The sequence below is a fragment of the Mesorhizobium sp. KACC 23794 genome, assembly GCF_052180275.1.
Lineage (GTDB): Bacteria > Pseudomonadota > Alphaproteobacteria > Rhizobiales > Rhizobiaceae > Kumtagia.
The window spans coordinates 1,111,267-1,134,046 of the sequence record NZ_CP197465.1 but is presented as its reverse complement, the minus strand read 5'-3'; the positions used below and the strand labels follow the sequence as shown (position 1 = coordinate 1,134,046).

Genomic DNA, 22,780 nt, shown 5'->3' with positions numbered 1-22,780 from the left:
AAAAGGGGAGGAAAATCGATCAGCGCTCGCGCGGGCGCCCTGTCGACTGGCGGACATGCAGTTCCGGCTTGATCAGTTCCTGCGAGGCGCGCACCGCCGTGCCGTTCAGCTTGTCGAGCAGCGCGCGCGCCGCGCGCCGGCCCACCTCGCGCTGGCCGTTCCACACCGTCGTCAGCGCCGGCGTGGCGATCGCCGCTTCTTCCAGGTCGTCGTAGCCAGTGACGGAGATATCGACGCCCGGCACCAGCCCGGCGCGCGCAATGCCGTTCATCAGCCCGATGGCGACGAGGTCGTTCCAGCAGCAGGCCGCGGTCGGCTTGTCCTTCAGCGCCAGGAACTGGCTCGCCGCCTCGAAGCCCGCCTGCTTCGTACGCGGCCCGGCGATGCGCCAGGAGGGGTTCACCTGCAATCCGGCCCGGTCCATGGCGTTCACATAGCCCTGGTAGCGGTCGCGGCCGGTCGAGGTCTGGTCGGTCCCACCGATCATCGAGATGCGCGTATGGCCGAGCGAGATCAGATGGTTGGTCGCCAGCGCCGTGCCATAGGCGTCGTCGCCGCGGAACACCGGCACCGCCGCGCCCTCGACGGTGCGCGCGATCAGCACCGCCGGCAGGCCGTTCTCCTCGGCCATCAAAATGTCCTCGGGCGGCGTGCCGATGGCCGGCGACATGATCACCCCGTCGGCGCCGAGCTGCAGCAGCGTGTCGATGAAGGTGCGCTGCTTCTCCAGTTGGTCGTAGTGGTTGGAGAGGATGAAGGTTTGCCGGCTGCGGTCCAGCTCGCTCTCGATCGAGCGCAGGATTTCGGCGAAGAACGGGTTCATGATGTCGTGCACGACGACGCCGACGATGCCGGAGCGCGATGTCCGCAGGCTGGCGGCGCGGCGGTTGTAGATATAGCCGACCGCGCGGGCATGGTCCTTGATGCGGTCGCGTGTCGAATCGGCCACCAGCGGGCTGTCCCGCAGCGCCAGCGACACGGTCGCCGTCGAGACCCCGAGGGCGTCGGCGATCGTTGAAAGCCTGATCTTCTGGGCCAGCGCGCCCTCCCCAAGTGCCGCGGAACAATCGATTTAAACTGTTTAAACGGCGCTTATGCCACCGTTTTCCCGGTGTTCAAAGCGATTATTCACAGCTTCCCGGCCAGATCGGCCGTGTCGGCGTTGGGCGAAGTCCGGTTCTTGAGGCGCAGCCGGTGCTCGCGGTGGATGATGTAGAGCCCGCTGGCGACGATGATCGCGGTGCCCGCCAGCGTCCAGCGGTCGGGCAACTGCCCGAACACCAGATAGCCCGCCGCGATCATCCAGACCATCTGCAGATACGGATAGGGCGCCAGCGCGGTCGTGGTCGCCAGCCTGTAGGCCTTGATCAGGAACCAGTGCCCCAGCCCGCCGAACAGGCCGAGCATCAGGAGCAGAACCCCTTGCAACGGGCTCGGCGGCGCGGAAATGGTGAATGGGACGACCGGAAGCATCAGCACGGCCGGCGCCAGCGCCGAATAGAAGATCAGGCTTGCCGGCGTCTCGGTGGCCGACATCAGCCGCGTCAGGATCACGTAGAAGCAGTTGCAGGCCACGGCACCCAGCGCGAACACATGGCCGATGCCGAAGGCGCCGTAGCCGGGCCGGGTGATCACCAGCACGCCGATGAAGCCGGCCAGCACCGCCAGCCAGCGCCGCCATCCCGCCCATTCGCCGAGCAGCGGGCCGGCGAGCGCGATGGTCAGCATCGGTGCCGAGAAATAGATTGCGGAGGTTTCGGCCAGTTGCAGCGTCAGCAGCGCCGCGAAATTGCAGACGGTCGAGCCGAGCAGGCAGAGCCCGCGCAGCACCTGCAGGGGCAAGGAGACGACCCGGAACATCTCCGGGCCCTTCCAGCCACGCAGCAGGATGACCGCCAGCAGCGCATGGCCGGCGAAGCGCGCCCAGGCGACGAACGGCGCAGACATGCCCGACAGCACGAGATATTTCGCACTCGTGTCGAGGACAGTGAACAGCACACCTGTCAGGAAAACGAACAGGATCGCCGCGACAGGCGTCGCGGCTTCATGCTTGGCGGAAGGCGGTTTCAACAGTCAGGGCCGGTCGTGAACTTGGGAGGTTCTCGCAGGCTTTTGGGCCATGCGCGACACGCACGCAAGCCGCAATGCGGCGACGGCCCGAAATTGTCGGGGGCCGACCCTCAATCGTCGGCGTCGTCCTCGTCGTCCGCGACGATGACGGTCAGATCGGAGAGATTGGATTCGATGCGCGACAGAAGCTTGACCAGCGCTTTCTGGTCCTTCTTGTCCAGGCCCTTGAACGCCTGTTTCTCGGTCTTGCGCACCGACTTCTCGATGTCGCGGATCGCATCGCGGCCGGTCTCGGTCAGGAAGATGTGCGCCTGCCGCGCATCCGTCTCCGACGCGCGCTTGTCGAGAAAACCCTGCGTCTGCAGCCGGTTGATCGTCTTGGTGATGGTCGGCGGCCGCACGCCGATGCGCATCGCGAGCTGCCCGGGCGTCTGCCCGTCCTCGCGGTCGAGCGCCAGCATGATCTGGTCCTGCCCTGCGTAGAAACCGTGCGTCAGCAGCCTTGCCGCCAGCGCGGTCCGCGCCAGCCGCGCCGTCGAATGCAGCCGCCCCATCGTCGCGCTTCTGTTGGTCCTGGCCATTTTCCGCTCCCTCAGCGAAGTCACCACGCCGGCGCCCGGCCATCGCCGGCATAAAGTTTGCCGGCAACCGAATTCGGCAGAACGGCTAATGACAGACGTTCTTAACAATTGCATGACAGTTGCGGGAGCCACCGGCCGGAAGTTTCGGCGGTGGGCCCGGGCAGGTCGGGCCGGCTTCGCCTACGAATGACCCGCCGACGCCATTCGATGTCATCCGCCGAGCACGACGCGACTGGCTGCGCGTCGCCAACAGCTGCTTGTCTTGACCGCCAGCGCCCCTGCCTGCCGGCCGTCAGGATTTCGTCCATCGCCAACGCTGTCGATTGGCGAAATTGGCGGCCGAGGCGTCCTTCTCCCCGTTTTACGGGGAGAAGTGCCCGGCAGGGCGATGAGGGGCGGCGTTGACCGCCACAGTCGACAATCCTCGGTTTTATCGTGAGATTTCAAAAGGATAGTATGCCCTGACTGTCACTCGATGTCGATCCTTGCAAGCGTCCGTCAGGATTATTTTCCGGAGAAATTTCCCCGTCCTTCCGAGCGGAGCGACAATGCCGCGTGTGCTGGAACGGAGACGGCGATGGACGGGAGTGCGGCAATCGAGAAAAACCGCGAGGCGCTGAAGCGCATCCTCGTCTCGCTTCTCGCCATGGCCGGGCTTGGCGATGGGGGACAGTTTACTTTCTTTCGGCAGGAAGGTCGCAGCGCTACAGATGTCGCACGGGCCGAAAAAAGTAAACTGTCCCCGGCACTTACGCCGCTACTGTCACCGGTGCTTGACTCGGCACCGTCCCCGGCATTCACTCTGCCCCGCAGGCTCCACCGCGCGATCCTGAAGCTGCTGCATCCGGCCGAAGCCGCCGCGCGGCGGCTGATCATCGCGGCGCCGCGCGGGATCGTTGTGGTGTTGCCGCCACTACGCCCGCGCAAGCCAAAACCCGTTGACCCGGCGCCGCTGCTGCGCCGCTTCGGTATCGCCGTCACCCTGTCGCGCGCCGATCTTGCTCGCGCCGCCGCCGCGAAGAGAGCCGCCGCCCTGCGCGCCGCCCGCCCGCGAAAATTCCGCCTGTCGCTGCTCGATCCGCTGAAACGTCCGTTCCGCGGCTTTCGCCCCCTTGTGCCCGACCGCGTCGCCCCGCGCATCCTGTTTCCCGGCGTCAGCGAGCCGTCCTGTTTTCCGGCACCGCCCTCGCCCGACGATCCGGTCGATGCCGTGCGCCTCGGCCAGCGCCTCGCCGCACTGGCCGAGGCCCTCGACGACCTGACAGGCCAGGCGAAGCGTTTCGCCCGCTGGAAGGCGCGCAACGACGCCGCGCAGCAACAACCCGCCACCGTTCGGTTCCGGCGCATCTCGCCGCTGCGGCCAGGGCGCCCGCCGGGCGGGCGGCTGTCCCGCTACGCGCCATCCGCCGACCATCCCCGAAAAATCCGCGAGATCGACGAGATTCTGGCGCACGCCCATGCGCTGGCACGATACGCGCTCGACACGTCCTGACGCGCGGCGGCCCGCCGGACGCGAAAAGCCAGGCATCGACGGCCGCAGCGGATTTTTTCGCGGCGCGGCGGCGATGGCGCTTATCCCAAGTCAATCGCCTGAAAGGGTGTTGCCGCCCCTCATCGCCCTGCCGGGCACTTCTCCCCGTGAAGAACGGGGAGGTCCGAAGGACGCTGGCCGCAGCGTTCTGCCCTTCCTGTGCCAGTTTTGGTTAGCGAAATCATTGACGGCGGCGCAACTTCTCCCCGTTCTTCACGGGGAGAAGTGCCCGGCAGGGCGATGAGGGGCAGCGAATCCGGCGGAAAGGCGGGCGACCGGGAGGACCGATACCAGGCTTGGTTCAAGCCATTGCCCTGGCCCATGCCGAGCAACCCGATTGAGACGTGCAATCCGACGCGCGGAGCCCTATATGCGGCACACTAAAAATCCTTCGAGGCCTCCCATGAGCGAAGCACAGACCCAGATTCCCGTAACCGTGCTGACCGGTTACCTCGGCGCCGGCAAGACGACGCTGCTCAACCGCATCCTCTCGGAAAACCACGGCAAGCGCTACGCGGTCATCGTCAACGAATTCGGCGAAATCGGCATCGACAACGACCTGATCGTGGAATCCGACGAGGAGATCTACGAGATGAACAATGGCTGCGTCTGCTGCACGGTGCGCGGCGATCTGGTGCGCGTCGTCGAAGGCCTGATGAAGCGCCCCGGCCGCTTCGACGCCATCGTGGTGGAGACCACCGGCCTCGCCGACCCGGTTCCGGTCGCCCAGACCTTCTTCATGGACGAGGATGTACGCAAGAAGACAAAACTCGACGCGGTGGTCGCCCTGGTCGACGCAAAGCACCTGCCGCTCAGGCTCAAGGATTCGCGCGAGGCCGAGGACCAGATCGCCTTCGCCGACGTGGTCGTGCTCAACAAGACCGACCTCGTCACGCCGGAGGAACTCAACGACGTCGAAGCGGCGATCCGCGCCATCAACCCGGCGGCAAAAATCCACCGCACCACCCGCGCCGGCGTCGACCTCACCAACGTGCTGGACCGCGGCGCCTTCGACCTGAAGCGCGCGCTGGACAACGACCCGCATTTCCTCGACGCCGATGATCACGACCATGTCTGCGGCCCGGACTGCGACCACGATCATGATCATCATGCGCACGGCCATCACGAGCACGGCGCGGTGTCGCCGATCCACGACGTGACGGTGCAGTCGGTGTCGCTGCGCGGCCGCGAGATGGATTCCCGGAAATTCTTCCCGTGGATCGAGAAGGTGACGCAGAACGACGGCCCGAATATCCTGCGCCTCAAGGGCATCATCGCCTTCAAGGACGACCCGGACCGCTACGTCATCCAGGGCGTCCACATGATCATGGAAGGCGACCACCAGCGCCCCTGGAAGGACGACGAGAAACACGAAAGCCGCCTCGTCTTCATCGGCCGCGATCTGGACGAAGAACGGCTGCGCAGGAGCTTTGAGGCGTGTCAGGTCGCGGCATAGTGGATGCTGCTCAACGAATTGCGCGGCTTCGATATCTCGGTAGGCGACGTGCTTCGCCTTCCCGAAAACTATGATCTCGGACCGGGTTCCGAACCGGTCGACCTGCTTGTCTTTGAGCCCCGAGACGATCACTGCGGCCTCGGACTGATGGTGCTCTCCGGCTACAAGTCAGGCCTGACTTTTTGTGTGTTTCCACGCGAGAGTACCGGCACACAGAATGGGCTGTCCGCGGATTGGCTGCTCGACAACTGGGAACAATGGTTCCGTTTCACCTATGTGGACCAGGCTGTACCGTGCGAAGGCGCCTCCGTCATTGAATGGAAAAATCGCAGACTTGTTGACGATGAGGCTCCCGATACACCAGATGCCGAGATTGAAAGTGCGGTCGATCGGATGATCTGGCCCAGCTCGTCGGAAGTTGGCGCTCTTCTGTCCCGACCGGCGGGCCACTTCGTCGACATGCGCGACATCGCGCCCGATCTCGGAATCCCCCGCGGTCGGATACTGGTTTCCTGGCAGGATTACCGTCAGGATGGGTACGAGTTGATGATTCTCTACTTCGATACCCAGAGCAGGATGTCGCGGACTTCCAGCCATACAGCAAACTGGAAAGCCGGTTCGGATCGAAAGCCTGTCTGATGCCCACAGTCGCTCCCCTTGATCTCGACGGCCATTGCGTCGCCGCCGTCTTCCTCGCCGACGTCCCGCATTTCGCGCTGGCCGACGGCTCGATCCATCGCCTCGACAACGGCCACAAGACGGTGCAGGCCAATGACGGCCTGCTCTGCGCCACGATCGACCTGACCGGCACGAGACTGATCACCGGCGGCGAGGACGGAAAAGTCTTTTCCACCGGTCCCGGCGGCGAGGCAAAAATCGTCGCCGAGGCCGGGCGCAAATGGATCACCAGCGTGGCCGCCGGCCCGCAGGGCGCGCTCGCCTATGGCGCGGGCAAAAGCGCCTGGGTAAAACTGCCGGACGGCAAAGTGAAGGAATTCTCGCACCCGCGCTCGGTGGAAGGGCTGGGTTTCGCTCCAAAGGGCCTGCGCTTCGGCGTCGCCCGCTACAATGGCGCGACGCTGCATTTCCCCGCGACCGACGGAAAGCCGACCGAACTGGAATGGGCCGGCGCCCATACCGGCATCACTTTCTCGCCCGACGGCAATTTCCTCGTCACCACCATGCAGGAAAACGCCCTGCACGGCTGGAAGCTCGCCGATGGCAAGCACATGCGCATGTCGGGCTATCCGGCCAAGGTGAAGTCTCTGTCCTGGAGCGCCAAGGGCAAATGGCTAGCAAGCTCCGGCGCACCGGCGGCGATCGTCTGGCCGTTCCAGGCCAAGGACGGCCCGATGGGCAAGGCGCCGCTCGAACTCGGCACCCGCGCCAACGCCATGGTCACCGCGGTCGCCTGCCACCCGAGCGACGAAGTCGCCGCCATCGGCTACGACGACGGCATGGTGCTGGCCGTGCGCTTCGCCGACGCCAAGGAAGTGCTGCTGCGTCGCCCCGGCAATGGCGCGATCACCGCGCTGATGTGGGACAGATCCGAACGCCGCATCGTCTTCGGCAGCGCCGCCGGCGACTGCGGGGTGATCGATATATCGGCGTGAGATGACATCTGAACTTTGAGGCACGCCGGCGCGACCTACGGCCGGACCTATTCGACGAAACAGCCGATCTTTCCGTCAAGCTTGACCGTCCTGCCCTCCGGATCGTCGCCCGTGCCGTCATAGGCGGTCAGTTTGTAGGTGCCGACATAGCCGCCCTCGTCGCCATCGGCCCTGGTCAGCACCGTGATCTCGACATAGCCGTGCGGCTTGTCGCCCTCGCGCTCCCGATAGAGCACAAGGCGCAGATCCTCGCCGTCGAACCAGTATTGCGCCAGATATTCGCCAGTGAACGCCGTCGTGCGCAAATCCTCGGCTATCGCCGTGTCCGATATCACCGCCGAGCCCCGAAAATTGAACACCGGGCTGCCCATGCCGCGCGTCACGCCGCTCTCGACCGCGATCCTGGCTGGCCCTCCTTCCGCCTCGCAGGAAAGCCCGCCCGAAGCGAAGGCCGGAAGGGTTCCGGCCATCAGCAGCCCAGCCATCAGGACGACACGCATGCAAACCCTCCCCTAAATCTGCCCTATTGAGCAGGTTGTCGGCCCACACCGTCAAGCCCGGCCCGTCCGCGCTGGCCCGACATGTCGTTGAACTGCCGCGATTGCCGCCCGCGCGGCCGATTGGCTAGAGTATGCCTGCAAGAGGGGAAATCATGGCAGGCACCACATTCGGCAATTCCGGAGGCATCGCGCCGGAGCGCATAGCAGCTTTGCGCGAGCGCGAAGCAAAAACTTTTCGCGCGGCGCGACCGAAATCGGAGCGCGCCTATGGCAACGGACTGCCAGGCTATCTCGGCGGTGTCCCCATGCACTGGATGAACGACTGGCCGACGCCGTTTCCGATCATGGTCGAGCAGGCGAAGGGCGCGGCGATCGTCGATATCGACGGCAACAGTCTTGCCGATTTCTGCCTGGGCGACACCGGCTCGATGTTCGGCCACTCGCCGCCGCCGGTCGCCCGCGCCATCCGCCGCCAGGCGTCGCGCGGTCTGACCTACATGCTACCCTCCGAGGACGCCGCCGCCGTCGGAAAACTGCTTGCGGAAAAATTCGGCCTGCCGCGCTGGCAGATCGCCACCACCGCCAGCGACGCCAACCGTTTCGCCCTGCGCGTCGCCCGCGCTGTAACTGGAAGACGAAAAATCCTGGTCTTCAACGGCTGCTACCATGGCGCCGTGGACGAGACCTTTGTCCGCCTAGACCGTGGCCGGCCCGCCAACAAGCGCGGGCTTGCCGGCGAGTTCCGCGATCTGACCCAGCACAGCAAGGTCGTCGAGTTCAACGACATTCCCGCACTCGAAGCCGCCCTTGCAGCCCGCGACGTCGCCTGCGTCATCACCGAGCCGGTGCTGACCAATTGCTGCATGGTGCAGCCTGAAGCCGGCTTCCACGAAAACCTTCGCCGGCTGACGCGCGACACCGGCACGCTGCTGCTCATCGACGAGACCCACACGATCTCGACGGCGCCAGGCGGTTACACGAAGCGGCATGGATTGGACCCCGACATCTTCGTGCTCGGCAAACCCATCGCTGGCGGCGTCCCTGCCAGTGTCTGGGGCCTCAGCGCCGAAACCGCGCAACGCTACGACGACTATCTCGCGACCAAGGAACCCGGCTATTCCGGCATCGGCACCACGCTTTCGGCCAACCCGCTGCAGTTCGCCGCCATGCGGGCGACGCTTGACGAGGTGATGACCGAGGCAAACTACACCCATATGGAATCGCTTGCCGCCCGCCTGCAGGCCGGCCTCCAGCAAAGCATCGAAAGACACGCCCTCCCCTGGCACGTCGCCCGCGTCGGCGCGCGTGTCGAATTCATCTGCGCCCCCGGCCCGCTGAAAAACGGCGGCGAGGCCGAAGCTGCCCAGGCGCCGGCGCTGGAGGCGGCGATCCATGTGGCGCTGGTCAATCGCGGCGTGCTGATCGCGCCGTTCCACAACATGATGCTGATCTCGCCGGCCACGACGCGCAAGCAGGTCGACCGGCTGTCCGCCGCCTTCGCCGATATTGCCGAAGTTTTGGCCGCGTGACAAAGAAGACGGCAAACAGAGGAATATCATGACGTCACCGTCCGGCTCGACCATCGAGGAAGCGCAAAGATTCCTCGACGAACACCCCGAGATCGAGGCGGTCGACATCGTGCTGTCGGACGTGAACGGCATCGGCCGCGGGAAAATCATCCGCCGCCACGAGCTGATGGCGATCTACAAGGGCGGCCGGCACATGCCGATCTCCATCCTCGGCCTCGACATCACCGGCGAGGACGTGCACGAGACCGGGCTGATCTGGGATTCCGGCGACGGCGACCTGCGTGCCTGGCCGGTCCCCGGCACGCTGGTCCCGCTGCATGGCACCAGCCCGGCCCGCGGCCAGGTGCTGATGGCGATGTACCATCTCGACGGCATGCCGATGAGTTCCGACCCGCGCCACGCGCTCGCACGTCAGCTCGAAGCCTTTTGCGCGCGCGGCCTGCACCCGGCGGGAGCCTTCGAGCTGGAATTCTTCCTGCTGAAGAACGAGCGCGACGCCGAGGGTCGCGTCCAGCCGGCCGACGCCGTTCTCGACGGCCGGGGCAGCGGCAAGACCGAGGTCTATTCGGTCGACCATTTGCACGGCATGGAGCCGCTGTTTTCCGACATCTATGCCGGTGCAAAAGCCCAGAACATCCCGGTCGAGACGCTGATCTCGGAATATGCGCCGGGCCAGTACGAGCTGACGCTGAACTACCGCAAGGACGTCATGCAGGCCGCCGACGACCTCGTGCAGCTAAAGCGGCTGGTGCGCATGCAGGCGCGCCGCCACGGCGTCACCGCCTGCTTCATGGCCAAGCCGATCCAGAAATATGCCGGCTCCGGCATGCATTTCCACATTTCGATCCAGGACGACGCCGGCCGCAACGTGCTGGCCGAGGACAAGCCGGGGACATGGAATCCGGCGCTGCTGCATGCGCTGGGCGGGCTGGCGGCGACCATGCCGGAATCCATGCTGGTCTTCGCCCCGCACGCCAATTCCTGGCGGCGCTTCGTCGCCCAGTCCTATGCGCCGCTCGCCGCCACCTGGGGCGTCAATAACCGCTCCGTGGCGCTGCGCATTCCCGCCGGCGACGTGAAGAACCGCCGCATCGAGCATCGCCCGGCCGGCGTCGACACCAACCCCTATCTCGTCGCCGCCACCGTGCTTGCCGGCATCGCCAAAGGTTTTGACGAAAAGATCGATCCCGGTCCGGAAACCACCGGCAACGGTTATGAGAACGCGCCGAAACTGGCGGACGCGCCAGCCGACTGGCGTTCGGCGATCGAAGCGGCGACAGCGTCGGAGTTCCTGAAGAAGGCGCTGGGCGAAGACCTCCATCGGACCTTCACGGAAATCAAGCGCTCCGAATATCTGCGCGTCGCCCGCACTGTGAGCGAACTCGACTACCACCTCTATCTGCACGAGGTCTGACGCCTTCTGTCAGGGGCTGGCCGTTAAAATCGGCCGGCTGCGTCTTTTGATATGGCGCATAGATCGCAAAGAACATATCATGAACAAATGGCTGTTCTTACCACACGCGAAAAGCTGGCGATCCTGTCCGACGCCGCGAAATACGACGCCTCCTGCGCCTCGTCGGGTGCGGCAAAACGCGACTCGCTGAAGTCCGGCGGCATCGGCTCGACCGAGGGCATGGGCATCTGCCACTCCTATGCGCCGGACGGCCGCTGCATTTCGCTGCTGAAGATCCTGCTGACCAATTTCTGCATCTACGATTGCAGCTACTGCATCAACCGCTCATCCTCCAATGTCCGCCGCGCCCGCTTCACCATCGGCGAGGTGGTGCGGCTGACGATGGATTTCTACAAGCGCAATTATATCGAGGGCCTGTTCCTGTCCTCCGGCGTCATCCGCTCGCCGGACGAGACGATGGCCGAAATGGTCGAGGTGGCGCGCCGCCTGCGCATTGACGAGAAGTTCGGCGGCTATATTCACCTCAAAACCATTCCGGAATGCGCCGGGGAATTGATCGAGCAGGCCGGCTGTTTTGCAGACCGCCTGTCGATCAATGTCGAGTTGCCCACCGACGAAGGTGTCAAGCGGTTCGCGCCGGAGAAACGGCCTGAAACCATCCGGCTCTCCATGGCGAAGCTGCGCACCAAGATCGAGGAGAAACGCGAACCCACCTTGCGTACGAGAAAGCGCGAGCGGTTCGCGCCAGGCGGCCAGTCTACCCAGATGATCGTCGGCGCCGACGCCACCTCCGACGACGGCATTCTTCACACCAGCGCAAAGCTTTATGGCAGCTATCATCTGCGCCGCGTCTATTATTCCGCCTTCAGCCCGATCCCCGACGCCTCCACCGCCTTGCCGCTGAAGAAGCCGCCGCTGATGCGCGAGCATCGGCTCTACCAGGCCGACTGGCTGATGCGTTTCTACGGGTTCTCCCAGCCCGAGATTCTGGAAGGCCGGGCGGACGGCATGCTCGACCTGGAGATCGACCCGAAACTCGCCTGGGCGCTGCGGCATCGCGGGCGATTTCCCGTCGACGTCAACCGTGCCGACCGCGAGGCACTGTTGCGTGTCCCCGGCCTTGGCACCAAGGCGGTCGCCCGCATTCTTTCGACACGTCGCTTCCACCGCCTCCGCCTGGAGGATGTCGGCCGTGTCTGCGCCTCGATCGCAAAAGTCCGGCCGTTCCTGATCGCAGAGGGCTGGTCGCCCGGCGGGCTGATCGACCGGCCGGCCCTGCGGCAGAAACTCGTTCCCCCGCCCAGGCAGATGGAGCTGTTTGCATGACCGCGGCGCTGCATTCCGAGCGCGCAAGCCTGAGCGTGCGTCTCGCCAGCGAGATCGATTTCGCGGGATGGCGCAGTGCCGCGCGGGCTCTCGCTTTGAACGGCATTGCGCCGGACCGCGTCGTCTGGACGGTCGGCGAGGCCGTCGCCGACCTGCTCGGCATGCGCGGCGGTAGTCTGCCGCCTGTGCCGAATGGCGCCACGCTCAACGTCCCGCGCGACTTCATCGAGCGCGCGGAAACCGTGATCTGCCATTCCAACCCGCAACGTTTCGGCTTCCTGTACCGGCTGCTGTGGCGGCTGCAAGGCGACCGCAATCTGCTGGCCGTCGCCTCCGACGCCGACGTGCGGCGCTTCGAGGCGATGGAAAAGGCGGTGCGCCGCGACATGCATAAGATGCACGCCTTCGTGCGCTTCCGGCAGGTCGGCGAGGAACCCGACGCCCGCTACGTCGCCTGGTTCGAGCCCGACCATTTTATCCTGGAGCGTAACGCGGCCTTCTTCGTGCGTCGCTTCACCGGGATGTGCTGGACGATTCTGACGCCGCACGCTTCCGCCTCCTGGGACGGCGAAAGGCTGCTGATCGGGCCGGGTGCGTCGCAGCGGGACGCGCCCGCGGAGGACGCTGCGGAAGAGCTTTGGCTCACCTATTTCCGGAACATCTTCAATCCGGCACGGTTGAAGGTGAAGGCGATGCAGGCCGAGATGCCCAAGAAATACTGGCGCAATCTTCCCGAAGCCGAACTGATCCCGGCCCTCATCGCCGGCGCCGAGGATTCGGCCAGGGAGATGATCGAAAAGATGCCGACTGCCCCGGCCCCGCATCATGCAAAAATCCAGGCTCGGCACTGGCCGGCTCGTGACATGCCGGCCGCGCCGGATGCGGGGGCGGATGCAACTTCTATCCCGGTGCTGCGCGTCGCCGCAAAAGCCTGTCAACGCTGTCCGCTTTGGCGCGACGCCACGCAGACCGTTTTTGGCGAGGGGCCGGAAAACGCGAGGGTAATCTTTGTCGGCGAGCAGCCGGGCGATCAAGAAGATCTGGCGGGAAAACCCTTCGTCGGCCCGGCCGGAAAAGTCTTCGACGCCGTCCTCGACGAAGCCGAGGTCGATCGGAAAAGGGTCTACGTCACCAATGCCGTAAAACACTTCAAGTTCGAGCCGCGCGGCAAGCGCCGCATCCATTCGAAACCCAATTCCGGCGAGATCCAGGCCTGCCGCTGGTGGCTGGACAAGGAACTGGCGCTGGTCAAACCCGACCTCGTCGTGGCACTCGGCGCGACGGCTGCCCAGTCGCTGCTCGGCAAACCCGTGCCGATCACCAAAATGCGAGGCCAATTGGTCGAGCGCGAGGACGGGCTGAAGGTTTTCCTGACCATCCATCCGTCTTTCATTCTTCGCATCCGCGAGAACGACGAGAAGGCAGCCGAACGCGACCGGTTCCGGGCGGACATGCAGGTGGTGAGGAAATTGATGGCGGCGTGACGCTACCGCACCAGGATCGCCCTGAGATCGTTGACATTGGTTCCGGTCGGCCCAGGCACGAACAGATCGCTTGCGGCATTGAAGGCCGTCCAGGCATTGTTTGCGGCAAGCATCGCCTTGGCGTCCACGCTGGCGGCGCGCATCCGCGCCACGCTCGCACCGTCGGCAAAGGCGCCGGCATTGTTTTCCGAGCCGTCGATGCCGTCGGTGTCTGCCGCAAGCGCGTGGATGCCCTCGAACCCGTCGACACCGATGGCGAAAGAGAGCAAAAATTCGCTGTTGCGGCCGCCCTTGCCGCCCTTGCCGCGCAAGGTCACGGTGGTCTCGCCGCCCGACAGCATCAGGATCGGCCGCGCGAAGGGCCGGCCGCGCAACGCCACCTCGCGGGCGATTGCCGCATGCATGGAGCCGACGTCGCGCGCCTCGCCTTCGATCGAATCGGAGAGGATCACCGCTTCCATGCCCAGTCGCCGCGCTTCTTCAGCGGCGGCGTCCAGCGACACGGCGGCCGAGGCAATCACATGCACCTCGTTGGCCTTGAAGCGCGGATCGTCCGGGCGCGGCGCATCGGCCGCTTGCGACGCCAGATGCTTCATCACGGCTTCCGGCAGCTTCATGCGATACGTCTCTATGATGCGCAGCGCATCGGCGCGTGTCGCGGCTTCCGACACGGTCGGCCCCGACGCCACCAGCGCCGGGTTATCGCCCGGGATGTCGGAGACCACCAGCGACACGACCCGCGCCGGCCAGGCGGCCGCGGCGAGCCGCCCGCCCTTGATGGTGGAGACATGCTTGCGCACGGTATTCATCGCCGAGATCGGCGCACCGGACGCCAGCAACGCCTCGTTGACCGCGACCTCGTCGGCGAGCGACAGCCCCGCCGGCGGCGACGGCAGCAGCGCCGAGCCGCCGCCCGACACCAACGCCACTACCAGATCGTCCTCCGTCAGCCCCGAAACCGCCGACAGCAGCCGCTGCGATGCGACAAGCCCGGCCTCGTCCGGCACCGGATGCGCCGCCTCCAGCACCTCGATGCGCTTGCATTTCGTCGCATAGCCGTAGCGGGTGACCACGACGCCGGTCAGCGGCCCGTCCCAGGCGCGCTCGAACGCCGCCGCCATCTGCGCCGAACCCTTGCCGGCGCCGATGACCACCACGCGCCCCTTCGGCTTCTTCGGCAAATGTTTTCGGATCGTCCGTTCCGGATCGGCGGCGGCCACCGCCGCCTTGAAGATCGACGTCAGAAAAGAGCGCGATTCAAAAGTCATGTCTCAAATGCCCTCGATGAAAAAAGGCTGACCGCAAAATCAGGCGGCGGGCAAGGCAAGGGCGGCGTGGTCGACGCCGAGGTGGGCACAAAGCACCTCCACGATCACCGCATGGTCCTGCCGTTCCGGCAGGCCGGACACCGCGATCACGCCGATGACGCCGACACCCTTGACCGTGATCGGAAAGCCGCCGCCGGCCAGCACGTGATCAACGGGATCGAGCCCGTCCGCCGGGGGAAAAGTGCGATCCGGCCGCGCCTTCTCATGCACCAGGCGATAGGTGCTCTTGTGGAAAATGCGCACAACGTTGCGCTTGCGCCGCGCCCAGTTGGTGTTGCTGGCCGTCGAGCCCGGCAGCGCGGCGTAGAACAGCGGCCGGTCCCACAACTGGATGTCGACGACGATCGGCAGCTTTTCCGCCAGCGCCTTGTCGCGTAACGCCGAGCCGATGGCGAAGGCCGTGGCCTCGTCGAAGGCGGAGAAGACAAGCGCGGCCTCCTGCGCGGCGATTTTCGCGATGTCGTCGGTGCTGGCGTTCATCATGCGCTCCGCATTTGCTGGCGATTCGAGCGTCGGTTTAGAACAAGATTTGCCCGGATAGAAGCGGCCTGGCCGTCATTGCCTTCGCTGGCCGTCACTACCGCCGGTTGCCGCGGCTGGACAGACTATTGGCGTCCGAGGCTAGGCCGGCAATATGCTCTTCGACGGCTTTCCCGCGACATAGGTCTCGACGACGGTCCGGTCGTCGCCCAGCGTCTGCAGCAGGAAAAGTTCTTCCGCAAGCGTGCCGACCGTCTCCATCCTCAGCCGCATGCCCGGCGTGGCGAGGGCATTCAGTACGGTGAAGTCGGCGTCGGTTCCCGGCTCCAGCGTGCCGATCCTGTCGACCAGCGACAGCGCCTCGGCGTTGCCCCGCGTGATCTGCCAGAACGAGGCCAGCGGATTGAGTTTTTCGCCGTTGAGCGCGATCACCTTGTAGGCTTCGTCCATGGTGCGCAGCATCGAATAGTTTGTGCCGCCGCCGACATCGGTCGCCACTGCGATGCGAAGCGCTTTGTCACGCTTGCGAAAACGCTGGTAGTCGAACAGGCCCGAACCGAGGAACAGGTTCGAGGTGGGGCAGAACACCGCCACCGAGCCGCTCGCCGACAGCGCGTCTGCTTCGCGCTCCGACAGATGAATGCAATGGCCGAACAGGCTTTTGGGCCCGAGCAGGCCAAAATGCTCGTAGACGTCCGTATAGTCCTTCGACGATGGAAAAAGTTCCTGAGTGAAGGCGATCTCGGCGTGGTTCTCCGAGAGATGCGTCTGCATGTGCAGGTCGGAATGCTCACGCATCAGCGCCTGCGCCATCTCCATCTGCTCCGGTGTCGAAGTGATGGCGAAGCGCGGCGTCACGGCATAATGCTGGCGGCCCTTTCCATGCCACTCGGCGATCAGCGCCTTGGTGTCGTCGTAACCCGATTGCGGCGTGTCGAGCACGCCCTCCGGCGCATTGCGGTCCATCATCACCTTGCCGGCGACGTTCAGCATGTTGCGCTCATGCGATTCGGCAAAGAACGCTTCCGCCGAGGCCTTGTGCACCGAGCAATAGGCAGCGACGGTCGTCGTCCCCTGCCGCACCATCTCGTCGAGGAACAGCCGCGCGATCCGTCGACCGTGCTGGGCGTCGCGGAATTTCGTCTCCTCCGGAAACGTGTAGGTGTTCAGCCAGTCCAGCAGTTCCGCCCCATATGAGGCGATGATCTGCATCTGCGGCATGTGGACATGGCAGTCGATGAAGCCCGGCAGGATAAGGTGCGGGCGGTGGTCGACGATTTTCGTCCCCTCGCCGGCCTTTGCCCTTACGTGGGCAAACGGACCCGAAGCGACGATGCGCCCGTCCTCGATCAGCAGGCCGCCGTCCTCTTCATAACGGCAGGCGGCGAGATCATCGATGGTTTCGGGAAAGCGCAGGAACGAGAGGGTTCGCCCCCTCAGCAGGAGGGTAGACGTCACTTGCGCGCCTCCTCGTACCACGCCACCAGCAGCTCGCGTTCCTGCGGCGTGATCTGGGTGACGTTGCCCGGCGGCATGGCGTGGCTGTGGCCGGCCTGGAGATAAATCTCCCTGGCGTGCTCCGCGATGGCGCCGTCCGTCTCCAGCACCACGCCCTTCGGCGCGAAATAGATGCCTTCATAGGAGGGCTCAGCGGCATGACACATGGCGCAGCGGCCCATCACCGTGTCGCGCACCGCCGAGAAATGCGTCGAGGCGACGAGCGTTTCAGTGCCGGCAGCCGCCTTCTCCTCGCCGGTCAGCATCTTCGGCACCGTCGACAGCCAGATGATGATGACGAACAGGATCGTCGCGGCAAGCCAGGTCCAGTGCGGATTGCCTTTGCGCGCATGGACCGAGTTGAAATAGTGCCGGATCAGCACGCCGATGATGAACACCAGCGAGGCGATGATCCAGTTGAACTCTGTGCCGAACGCCAGCGGATAGTGGTTCGACAGCATCAGGAACAGCACTGGCAGCGTCAAATAGTTGTTGTGCAGTGAGCGCGTCTTGGCGATCTTGCCGTATTTGGCGTCCGGCTTGCGGCCGGCGATCAGGTCGGCCACCACGATCTTCTGGTTGGGGATGATGACCATGAACACGTTGCACGACATGATCGTCGCGGTGATCGCGCCGAGATGCAGGAAGGCGGCGCGGCCGGTGAACAGATGCGTCAGGCCCCAGGAGAGGAACACCAGGATGCAGTAGAGCAGGAGCATCAGGACGGTGTCGCTCTTGCCGTAGAACAGCCGGCAAAGCAGATCGTAGACGACCCAGCCGGCGACGATCGAGGCCAGCGAGATCAGGATCGCCACCGGTACTGAGACGTCGAGCACATTGCGGTCGATCAGGAACAGGTCGGCCCCGGCGTAATAGACGATGCAGAGCATTGCGAAGCCGGACATCCAGGTGGCGTAGGATTCCCATTTGAACCAGGTCAGATGCTCCGGCATCTCGGCCGGCGCGACCAGGTATTTCTGGATGTGGTAGAAGCCGCCGCCGTGGACCTGCCATTCCTCGCCATGCGCGCCGGCGGGCAGGCCGGGTCGTTGGCGCAGGCCGAGATCAAGCGCCACGAAATAGAAGGACGAGCCGATCCAGGCGATACCCGTGATCACATGCAGCCAGCGCGCCGCAAAGCTCAACCATTCCCAGAAGATCGCGAAATCCAACATCCCAGAACCTCAATCGCCCATCCGATTGTCGCGGCATCGAGCCTATCGCGAAAGAGTTGAGATGCACGATGACTTTCAAAAAATTCTGGAAAATAATGGCGCGGGGCCGGACCCGACCGTCCGCCTCGGGCGCGGGAGCCGGCATGGCCTATCTGGACAACCTCACAGTCTTCGTCCGCGTCGTCGAGCTCGGCAATCTCTCGGCCGCCGGACGCGACCTGCGCGTCTCGCCGGCCGTTGCCTCGAACCGCATCAAGGAGCTGGAAAAGCACCTCGGCGTCAGGCTGTTCAATCGCACGACGCGGCAATTGATGCCGACCGAGCAGGGCACGGTTTTCTACGACGGCGCCAAGCGCGTGCTCGAAAGCATCGCCGAGGCCGAGGCCGCCGTCAGCGCGCTATCCGGCCAGCCGCGCGGCACCATCAAGGTCACCGCGCCGCTCGGCCTCGGGCGCCGCTTCATCGCTTCCGGCATCCCCGACTTCCGCGACCGCTATCCGCAGATCGAGGTTCGCCTGCGGCTGTCCGACCACAATGTCGATATCATGAAGGAAGGCATCGACGTCGCCTTCCGGCTCGGCCTGCTGGAGGATTCCAGCCTGCGCATGCGCGGCATCATGGAATGCGAGCGCGTGCTGGTCGCCGCGCCGAAATATTTGGAGGCACGCGGCGAGCCAACCGATCCGCAGCAACTGGTCGACGACCGTCACGACTGCCTGATGCTGCGCTTCCCCGGCATGCGCGAGCATTTCTGGACGTTGACGACGCCGACAGGCCCTCAGAAATTCGAGGTGCACGGCCCGTTCGATTCCGATGACGGCGACGTCCTCACCGGCTGGGCGCTGTCCGGACGCGGCATCCTCAACAAACCACGTTTCGAGATCGAACCCTTCATCCGCGACCAGCGTCTGAAGATCATCCTGCCGGGCTCACCGCCCACGCCGGTGCAACTCGCCGCAGTCTATCCGCACAAGAAGCTGCAGGATCCGAAAGTCCGCCTGCTACTCGACTTCATGGCCGACCGCTGCCAGCGCCTGATCCGCGACATTCTGGCGGGCAAATAGCCCGCATCCCGCCTATGCGGAATGCGGGCCGAAGACTCGCCGGCAGCCGACTCACTTACCAGGGTCGGCTCCAGCCAAGCACGAAGGTCTGCTTGTCGCGATGGTTCCCGCCGAGCGTGGCGGCGTAGTAGGCCGCAACACCGCTGATCAGGAGCGACGCCGCGGTGATGAAGGCCGCCAGCATGGCGAGACGGCGGGCATGGTCGGCGGCGGCGCGGGCTTTCGCCTCCAGTTCGGCCGCCTGCTGGGTCAGTTGATCGACGCGCTGCTGCGCTTCCTCCGGCGCGATGCCGGCACGGGCGGCCACCGTCGACACCAGATACTGGCGGTCGGCGTCGTTCATCTGGCCGTCGGCGATCGTCGACAGCAGGATGCGGGTGAGTGCGCCGCGATCCTCACCGGAGGCACCCCGGTCCGCTGCGGCGGCATCGGCAGCAGGGGTAGCAGCGCCCGGCTGGGCGGGACCGGGGCGCAGCAACCGGTCGAGCAGCAGCTCGTTCTGGTCGAGCGCCTCGCCGGCAGCCCCCCTTGCCACCGTGGCGGCGGCGCCTCCCGCGGCGGATACAGCCGATGCCGCGGTCGACAACGCGCCACTGATGCCGGAATAGGCGATAAAGGCGCTGATCAGCACGCCCAGCGCCCAGACGGTGAGGCCGTGGGCACCGTCGCGCAGGTCGGATTCCTCTTCGCTCGCGTCACCGAAGCGCCGGCGCATCCGGCCGGCAAGATAGCCGCCGGCAAAGAAGCTGGAAATCTGCACCCAGAGCAACCACAGCGCGGCTGCAATGGCGAAGCCCGCAATGGAGACCCCTTCGCCCTTATAGGCCGAAGTGAGCGACAGGCCGAGCGCCGAGCCGAAGGTCAGCAGCACGAAGGACACGGCCGTCGCCAGCAGCGTTCCGGCGAGGATTGCGGGCCAGTCTACATAGCTGCGGTCATCAGCCACGATGGCCGCGGTTGAAGTGATGGGGTTTTCGGTGATTGCCATGGTCGTTCCTCCGACAGGTTGCCTGGTTCCAGCGCGCGAACGATTCACCGAAGACCGAACAGCGACAGGATCGCGAGGACGATGACGACGAGACCGACCAGATAGATGATGCCGTGCATGTGAAAGCCTCCTTCTGCACTTCGCAGTGAGAGCCAAACAGGCAAAGAGGAACAAAGTTCCGCCACAATGCGGATTTGCCGGCGTGCCCTCCCTTGCGGGCGAACCTGCGGATGGCACCGGCAGAGAATCCGCGGCATTTTGTCGGGCAAGTGAACTTCCGTCATGCAACCGCGTTATGGACGCGGCCGCGCGACCGGTGGAATATCCGGCCGGCGATACCGACTATCGCCGCATCATCGCTTTGAGGGACCCAAAATGATATCGACCCATAACGACCTGAAATCCAACGTCAGGAAGACTTCGATCGAGATCCTGAACGCCCGGCTCGCCGAGGCGATCGACCTCGCGCTGATCACCAAGCAGGCGCATTGGAACGTCAAGGGGCCGCAGTTCATCGCCATCCACGAGATGCTCGACGGTTTTCGCACCGAACTCGACGGCCACGTCGACACAATCGCAGAACGCGCCGTGCAGCTTGGCGGCACGGCGCTCGGCACATCACAGGTCGTCGTCAAGGAAACGCCGCTCGAGGCCTATCCGACCGACATCCACAAGATCAAGGACCACCTGGCCGCGCTGATCGACCGCTATGCCGCGACGGCCAAGCGCGTCCGCACAGCGATCGACGAGACAAGCGAGACCGGCGACGCGGACACAGCCGACATTTTTACCGCCTATTCGCGCGCCCTCGACAAGTCGCTGTGGTTCCTGGAGGCGCATACGCAGGAAAGCGCCTGAGATCATTGCAGGATTTCACTCGCTCAGGCCCCAAAACTCCGGTGACCGGCCCGTTGACAGAAATATGCTGCCGAAGGGTCGGTCATTGGAAGCTTCGCTGCTGAAACCGTTCAAACGTCGGGCGGTGTCAGCACCGGTTTGTCCGGCAGCGGGAAGAAGCGGAAATACGGTTCCGCCTCCCTGAACACGCGCGCGATAGACGGCCGCGTCAGCAGTCGGCCGTAATAAGCCCTCAGCCGCTTCTGGTCCTTGCCGATCGGCACCAGCGTATGCCCGTACATCAGCGCCGGGGCCGCCGCGCAATCGCCGAGCGAAAAGTCCTCGCCGGCGATCCACGTCTTCCCGCCAAGCTCGCTCTCGAGATAGCCATAGGCCTCCACGAGGCTGGCCCTCGCCTGCTCCACGCCGAACGGGTCGCGCTTGCCCTGCGGCCGCAACTCGTCGGCCACGATCCTCTGCATCGGTTCATGCACATAATGGTCGAAGAACCGGTCCCAGAAACGCACCCGCCATGCGGCATCGGCGTCATCCGGCACGAACCGCACAGGCCCCGGATGAAAAGCGTCGAGATATTCGATCACGATGGTCGACTCCGCGACCGTGGCGCCGCGCTCTTCGTCGAGCAGAACCGGCATCTTGGCCATCGGCCAGACTGCCTTGAAGGCCGCGGCTGAGTCGGGATTGCCAAAATCGACGACGATGGGCTCGAAGCCGGTCCCGTTCTCGTAAAGCGGAATCAGCACCTTGTGGCAGAACGACGCCAGCGGATGGTAATAAAACTTCAGCGCCATTGGCTGTCTCCTGATTGTGACTTCCGGAACTTACGCGAAGAACGGTTGTGACGGATTGGCGAAGGCGACACGGCCCTTCGGCTCTTCCCACTCCTCCTGCCGCCCGAGCGGGGTCAGGTCGAGCCAGTAGTAGCCGCCGCCGACCATCTCCGCGCCCCGGCCATAATTCGAGTAGGTATGATAGATGGTGTTGCCGTCGCGCAGGAAGACGCTACGGCCCGGTTGCTCGGTCGATTTCGATCCTTCGAAATAATAGCCGGTGCCGGCTTTCTCGTGCTCGGCGATGGTCTTGTAGTTGTAGGTGTCGGCACCACGCTTCGGGTCGATCGTCGCCTGGAAGTCGTAGTTGAAGTCCGAACCGAACGACGAATACCAGGGGAAGGTCCAGCCACGCTCCTCTCTGTAGCGCTCCAGCTTGGCCAGCGGCGCACGCGACACGTGGGCGAGCGAGGTGGCGCGGGCGTGGAGATGACGGATCAGCCCGTCGGAAATCTCGTCGGCGTTGCCGGTGCAGCCCTGGCAGCCCTTTTCCCAGTCGGGATCGAACATGAAATGCACGACGATCAGTTGCCGCCGGCCGTCGAACAGGTCGAGGAGCGTCGCCTTGCCGTCCGGCCCGTCGAACACATAATCCTTCTCGACCTTGACCATCGGCAGCTCGCGGCGGGCGACGCTGAGCCGGTCACGGGCCTGCGTCATCTCCTTTTCCTTGTCGAGCAGCGCCTTGCGCGCCGCCGTCCATTCCTCCTGCGAAACGATTTCGGGAAGTGCCATGGCTTTCTCTCCTTCTCTGCGGTGGCCTCTGTCCGCAATCGGACGGCGTTCCTCCCAAGGACGGATCAACGACCGCCATTCCGACAGAGTTGCGCAGGATCGAAATCTTCAGTCTCTCAGACCGCCGCCAGCGAGATAGACCGCCTGCTCGGTGTAGATGAGTTTCGCGCCCTTGCCGAACGGCCGTATCTTCTCAATCGCCCGGATTACAAGTCGCAACGCCGCGCGCATCTCGGCGAAAGGGACGACACGAGCCCGGACGAGGTGCCGGTGGGGATGCAACTGAAAGCGGCCTATGAGGAGGTCATGGGCGCGCAAACA

General features: G+C 64.7%; 22 protein-coding genes. 10 read left to right on the top strand and 12 right to left on the bottom strand.

Annotation, left to right across the window (positions count from 1 at the left end; translation table 11 throughout):
- Nucleotides 1-19 precede the first annotated feature (19 nt).
- The 3 genes from ACSBOB_RS05715 to ACSBOB_RS05705 all read right to left on the bottom strand — a co-directional run bounded on the left by ACSBOB_RS05715 (nt 20) and on the right by ACSBOB_RS05705 (nt 2,651).
- The gene (locus ACSBOB_RS05715) at nt 20-1,039 is read right to left on the bottom strand and encodes a LacI family DNA-binding transcriptional regulator (RefSeq protein ID WP_442583649.1); all 1,020 of its coding nucleotides are present in this window, start codon (nt 1,037-1,039) and stop codon (nt 20-22) included.
- An 89-nt stretch (nt 1,040-1,128) separates the two neighbouring features.
- Entirely contained in the window at nt 1,129-2,070 is a 942-nt protein-coding gene (locus ACSBOB_RS05710; RefSeq protein ID WP_442581490.1) for a DMT family transporter, read from the bottom strand.
- A gap of 110 nt (nt 2,071-2,180) precedes the next feature.
- Nucleotides 2,181-2,651, bottom strand: coding sequence for a MarR family winged helix-turn-helix transcriptional regulator (locus ACSBOB_RS05705; protein ID WP_442581489.1), 471 nt, complete (start codon nt 2,649-2,651; stop codon nt 2,181-2,183).
- Nucleotides 2,652-3,228: 577 nt separating this feature from the next.
- Between ACSBOB_RS05705 and ACSBOB_RS05700 the strand changes: the two genes are divergently transcribed.
- The 4 genes from ACSBOB_RS05700 (at nt 3,229) to ACSBOB_RS05685 (ending at nt 7,251) form a co-directional block, all read left to right on the top strand.
- Nucleotides 3,229-4,143, top strand: a complete 915-nt coding sequence (locus ACSBOB_RS05700; protein WP_442581488.1) for a hypothetical protein — start codon at nt 3,229-3,231, stop codon at nt 4,141-4,143.
- A 442-nt stretch (nt 4,144-4,585) separates the two neighbouring features.
- Nucleotides 4,586-5,638, top strand: coding sequence for a CobW family GTP-binding protein (locus ACSBOB_RS05695; protein ID WP_442581487.1), 1,053 nt, complete (start codon nt 4,586-4,588; stop codon nt 5,636-5,638).
- A gap of 3 nt (nt 5,639-5,641) precedes the next feature.
- Nucleotides 5,642-6,277: an Imm45 family immunity protein gene (gene imm45, locus ACSBOB_RS05690; RefSeq protein ID WP_442581486.1), complete on the top strand. Its 636-nt coding sequence runs from the start codon at nt 5,642-5,644 to the stop codon at nt 6,275-6,277.
- Nucleotides 6,277-7,251, top strand: a complete 975-nt coding sequence (locus ACSBOB_RS05685) for a WD40 repeat domain-containing protein (RefSeq protein WP_442581485.1) — start codon at nt 6,277-6,279, stop codon at nt 7,249-7,251. The genes imm45 and ACSBOB_RS05685 overlap by 1 nt, the downstream gene beginning before the upstream one ends.
- 47 nt (nt 7,252-7,298) lie before the next feature.
- On the opposite strand, the gene ACSBOB_RS05680 is transcribed toward ACSBOB_RS05685, so the two are convergent.
- On the bottom strand, nt 7,299-7,751 hold the full coding sequence (locus ACSBOB_RS05680; RefSeq protein WP_442581484.1) for a hypothetical protein: 453 nt from the start codon (nt 7,749-7,751) through the stop codon (nt 7,299-7,301).
- Nucleotides 7,752-7,903: 152 nt separating this feature from the next.
- Between ACSBOB_RS05680 and ACSBOB_RS05675 the strand changes: the two genes are divergently transcribed.
- The 4 genes from ACSBOB_RS05675 (at nt 7,904) to ACSBOB_RS05660 (ending at nt 13,504) form a co-directional block, all read left to right on the top strand.
- The gene (locus ACSBOB_RS05675; protein ID WP_442581483.1) at nt 7,904-9,280 is read left to right on the top strand and encodes an aspartate aminotransferase family protein; all 1,377 of its coding nucleotides are present in this window, start codon (nt 7,904-7,906) and stop codon (nt 9,278-9,280) included.
- 28 nt (nt 9,281-9,308) lie between these two features.
- On the top strand, nt 9,309-10,694 hold the full coding sequence (locus tag ACSBOB_RS05670; protein WP_442581482.1) for a glutamine synthetase family protein: 1,386 nt from the start codon (nt 9,309-9,311) through the stop codon (nt 10,692-10,694).
- Between the two features lie 87 nt (nt 10,695-10,781).
- Entirely contained in the window at nt 10,782-12,020 is a 1,239-nt protein-coding gene (locus tag ACSBOB_RS05665) for a putative DNA modification/repair radical SAM protein (RefSeq protein WP_442581481.1), read from the top strand.
- Nucleotides 12,017-13,504, top strand: coding sequence for a UdgX family uracil-DNA binding protein (locus tag ACSBOB_RS05660; RefSeq protein WP_442581480.1), 1,488 nt, complete (start codon nt 12,017-12,019; stop codon nt 13,502-13,504). The genes ACSBOB_RS05665 and ACSBOB_RS05660 overlap by 4 nt, the downstream gene beginning before the upstream one ends.
- Before the next feature lie 2 nt (nt 13,505-13,506).
- Here the strand turns inward: ACSBOB_RS05660 and ACSBOB_RS05655 are convergent, their stop codons facing one another.
- The 4 genes from ACSBOB_RS05655 to ACSBOB_RS05640 all read right to left on the bottom strand — a co-directional run bounded on the left by ACSBOB_RS05655 (nt 13,507) and on the right by ACSBOB_RS05640 (nt 17,984).
- Nucleotides 13,507-14,772 (bottom strand): glycerate kinase type-2 family protein, encoded by a 1,266-nt coding sequence (locus ACSBOB_RS05655; protein ID WP_442581479.1) that lies wholly within the window; start codon nt 14,770-14,772, stop codon nt 13,507-13,509.
- A 39-nt stretch (nt 14,773-14,811) separates the two neighbouring features.
- Nucleotides 14,812-15,312 carry a heme-degrading domain-containing protein gene (locus tag ACSBOB_RS05650; RefSeq protein ID WP_442581478.1) on the bottom strand — a complete coding sequence of 167 codons (501 nt, stop codon included), beginning with the start codon at nt 15,310-15,312 and terminating at the stop codon, nt 14,812-14,814.
- 141 nt (nt 15,313-15,453) lie between these two features.
- Nucleotides 15,454-16,770 (bottom strand): guanine deaminase, encoded by a 1,317-nt coding sequence (guaD, locus tag ACSBOB_RS05645; protein WP_442581477.1) that lies wholly within the window; start codon nt 16,768-16,770, stop codon nt 15,454-15,456.
- A complete protein-coding gene (locus ACSBOB_RS05640; protein ID WP_442581476.1) occupies nt 16,767-17,984 on the bottom strand; it encodes a urate hydroxylase PuuD in 1,218 nt (405 codons plus the stop codon). Before ACSBOB_RS05640 ends, guaD begins: the two co-directional genes overlap by 4 nt.
- Before the next feature lie 143 nt (nt 17,985-18,127).
- Here ACSBOB_RS05640 and ACSBOB_RS05635 point away from each other — a divergent pair, with 143 nt between their 5' ends.
- Complete coding sequence (locus ACSBOB_RS05635) at nt 18,128-19,048, top strand: LysR substrate-binding domain-containing protein (RefSeq protein WP_442581475.1); 921 nt, start codon at nt 18,128-18,130, stop codon at nt 19,046-19,048.
- Between the two features lie 55 nt (nt 19,049-19,103).
- Here the strand turns inward: ACSBOB_RS05635 and ACSBOB_RS05630 are convergent, their stop codons facing one another.
- Nucleotides 19,104-20,036, bottom strand: a complete 933-nt coding sequence (locus ACSBOB_RS05630) for a hypothetical protein (protein ID WP_442581474.1) — start codon at nt 20,034-20,036, stop codon at nt 19,104-19,106.
- 44 nt (nt 20,037-20,080) lie between these two features.
- Nucleotides 20,081-20,305: a hypothetical protein gene (locus tag ACSBOB_RS05625; protein WP_442581473.1), complete on the bottom strand. Its 225-nt coding sequence runs from the start codon at nt 20,303-20,305 to the stop codon at nt 20,081-20,083.
- Between the two features lie 106 nt (nt 20,306-20,411).
- On the opposite strand from ACSBOB_RS05625, the gene dps reads away from it, so the two are divergent.
- Entirely contained in the window at nt 20,412-20,894 is a 483-nt protein-coding gene (gene dps, locus ACSBOB_RS05620; RefSeq protein WP_442581472.1) for a DNA starvation/stationary phase protection protein Dps, read from the top strand.
- Between the two features lie 110 nt (nt 20,895-21,004).
- On the opposite strand, the gene ACSBOB_RS05615 is transcribed toward dps, so the two are convergent.
- Complete coding sequence (locus tag ACSBOB_RS05615) at nt 21,005-21,685, bottom strand: glutathione S-transferase family protein (RefSeq protein WP_442581471.1); 681 nt, start codon at nt 21,683-21,685, stop codon at nt 21,005-21,007.
- A gap of 30 nt (nt 21,686-21,715) precedes the next feature.
- Complete coding sequence (locus ACSBOB_RS05610; RefSeq protein WP_442581470.1) at nt 21,716-22,459, bottom strand: DUF899 domain-containing protein; 744 nt, start codon at nt 22,457-22,459, stop codon at nt 21,716-21,718.
- Between the last annotated feature and the right edge of the window lie 321 nt (nt 22,460-22,780).